Origin of the sequence: Desulfovibrio sp. 1188_IL3213 (genome assembly GCF_036763145.1) — a bacterium.
Lineage (GTDB): Bacteria > Desulfobacterota > Desulfovibrionia > Desulfovibrionales > Desulfovibrionaceae > Desulfovibrio.
Genome location: NZ_JBAIYR010000325.1, coordinates 1 through 2,677, shown reverse-complemented (window position 1 = coordinate 2,677; position 2,677 = coordinate 1). Strand labels below are relative to the sequence as shown.

Sequence of the window (2,677 nt, the reverse complement as noted above, 5' to 3'; positions counted from 1 at the left end):
GACGCTCTTCCGACCTAAGGCCCGTGGGGCAACGACATTGCCGTCCCGAACTCTTGCGGGCAACTGCCCCATGCGTCGCTTTCGGCCATACCGCCTGTGCGGCAGGAAAAAGCTTTTCCCCAGTCGGAGATTTCCCCGCTGCCTGCTCCCTTTGGTGAGCTTGAGCACAGCACCGCCTCCAACGCCGAGGCACAGGCGGCGGCCGTAATGGAAACGGCCGCAGGCGCGGCAACCGGCAACAGATTTCCGTCTTTCAGCATCTCCACCTTCAAACGCGCCCGCCCTGTACTCAAGGTGCAGGATGGCTGCGCCCACCGCTGCACCTACTGCATTGTGCCGCTCACACGGGGCAAGCCCCGCAGCCGCCCGGTGGAAGATGTGGTGGAAGAAGCCCGCCGCCTGCTGGAATCGGGCCATGTGGAAATCATGATTTCCGGCATCAATCTGGGACAATACGGACGGGACGCGCAAACAGGAGACTTCTGGAGCCTGCTGCGCACCCTTGATGCGGCCCTGGCCCCGGAATTTTCCGGACAGGCCCGCTTTCGCATCAGCTCTCTGGAGCCGGGACAGCTTGACGCACACGCCCTGGATGTTTTGCGCCGCTGCCGCATGCTCTGCCCGCATTTGCACATATCCTTGCAGCACGGCAGCCGTAACGTCCTGAAAAGAATGGGGCGCGGACACTACAGCCCCTCCATGCTTGAAAACGCCGTCAGGGAGCTCTCAGGCCACTGGCCCGCCATGGGCCTTGGCGCGGACATGATTGCGGGTTTTCCCGGAGAAACAGAAGAGGACGTGCAGGAACTTCTCGACCTTATAACGCGTCTGCCCCTCGGTTACGCGCATGTCTTCCCGTACTCGCGGCGTCCCGGAACCGCGGCGGAGCGCTTTGAAGGGCAGATTCCCCATGCCCTCAAGCTGGAACGCGCGGCCAGGGTGCGGCAGGCTGTTTCCCTGAAGCAAAAAGAATTTCTCGCGGCGCAGATGGCCCTGCCGCGCATGCTGCTTGCTGCGGACACCTCCGGCAACATGCGGAATGGCGCGTTGCCGGGCGGTAAAAAAATCAAGGGCGTCAACGAGTATTATGCGGCCTGTTTTCTGCGTCCACGGGAAGCATCCCCGGAGGGTGGCGTTTCAGATCCGTCCCTTTCCGGGCTTTTGCCCGTGCGGCCGGTGGAGCTGTCAGACAAAGGGCTGATTGTGGAGCCATTATAGCCCCCCAGCGCAGACTTTCACGCTGGCTGCCCTGCGCATAAAATTACGGGCGCCCCGCAAAATTTTGCGGGGCGCCCGTCGTTATACCAAAGCACTTCAAGCGTTAACTGCTCCAGAGCAATTTCACTTTGAAATTGCTCTGGCGGCTGCGTGAGCAGACGCCTGCCGCAAAGATGCAAGCGCAGCTTCAGCCGTTACGACAAAGGAAGTTACGGATGCTTCAGGAGTTGTAACGCGGGAAACTACGCTTGCAGACACCATGTGTAACGAGCGGTTTGTTTCCACACAACCACTGTCGCCATTCGTAAGGCTCGCAGGCTCGCCAACGACTGCCGCGAAGACAGCAGAGCTATTTACTTGCGCGGTTAAGCATCGAAGCGAGCGTGTCTTAAACTTTGAGAATATACATTCTCAAAGTTAATCTGCTCTAGATGCTGATCTTTGCGCCGAGCAGTTTGACAAAGGCCGCAATCCACGCGGGATGCGCGGGCCAGGCCGGAGCCGTCACAAGGTTGCCGTCCACCACGGCGTTGGTGAAAGTTTCGTTGAAATCTGCCCAGGTGGCTCCTGCATCCACCACGTCGGGCTTCACTGCGGGATAGGCGGTGCAGGTACGGTTTTTCAGAACACCGGCAGAAACAAGAATCTGCGGGCCGTGGCAAACGGCGGCAATGGGCTTTCCGGCCGCATTGAATTCACGCGCTATGTCAAGAATGCGCGGATTCAGGCGCAGATATTCCGGCGCGCGACCGCCGGGTACAACCAGACCCACGTAGTCGGCAGTGTTAACCTTGTCGAAATCAAAGTTGATCACAAAATTATGGCCGCGCTTTTCCGAATAGGTCTGATCGCCCTCAAAGTCGTGAATGGCCGTGCGCACGACATCGCCGGGCTTTTTGCCGGGGCATACGGCATGCACGTCATAGCCGAGCATGAGCAGCATCTGGAAAGGCACCATCACTTCATAGTCTTCAACATAGTCACCGGTCAGTACCAGAATTTTTTTCATAATATTTCTCCTGCGGTTCCGGGCTTGCGTAAGCCGATGCCCGAAAAGCGGTTTGCGCCCGGCATGACGGCCTTATGGCGCCCTTGCCTTGAGCGTATTTATGTTTATATATGCAGGCACTGCCCAGGGCAAGTACCCTGGACGCAAGCCCAGCCCCACGCCCGGCACGAAGGCTGGGCGCGGCCTTGATGCAGCCGTCAGGGCCTAATCAAATGTTTCAGGAGTATCAGTATGCCCATGTTTGACTTTGTCTGCACCGCCTGCGGAAACAAATTTGAAGAGCTGGTTTTTGGCGACGAATCTCCGGCATGCCCCAAATGCGGCGCGGCCGCCGAAAAGCAGATGTGCGTTCCAAGTCCTCTCAAGACCGGGGCCTTCCCCTACAAGCCCGGCCCGGTACGTCCCATGGGCAAAGGCATGCCCACCTGCGGCGCGGGCGGTTGTGCGTCG

3 protein-coding genes are annotated in these 2,677 nt (G+C 59.0%); 2 read left to right on the top strand and 1 reads right to left on the bottom strand.

The window, feature by feature from the left end; genetic code table 11:
• Window positions 1–96 precede the first annotated feature (96 nt).
• Window positions 97–1,218 carry a radical SAM protein gene (locus V6C16_RS10945; protein ID WP_333543207.1) on the top strand — a complete coding sequence of 374 codons (1,122 nt, stop codon included), beginning with the start codon at window positions 97–99 and terminating at the stop codon, window positions 1,216–1,218.
• 427 nt (window positions 1,219–1,645) lie between these two features.
• Here V6C16_RS10945 and V6C16_RS10940 read toward each other — a convergent pair whose 3' ends face one another.
• Window positions 1,646–2,227 carry a DJ-1/PfpI family protein gene (locus V6C16_RS10940; RefSeq protein WP_333536502.1) on the bottom strand — a complete coding sequence of 194 codons (582 nt, stop codon included), beginning with the start codon at window positions 2,225–2,227 and terminating at the stop codon, window positions 1,646–1,648.
• Between the two features lie 231 nt (window positions 2,228–2,458).
• On the opposite strand from V6C16_RS10940, the gene V6C16_RS10935 reads away from it, so the two are divergent.
• Window positions 2,459–2,677, top strand: a 219-nt coding sequence (locus V6C16_RS10935) for a zinc ribbon domain-containing protein (RefSeq protein ID WP_333543206.1), incomplete at its 3' end; no start/stop codon positions are given.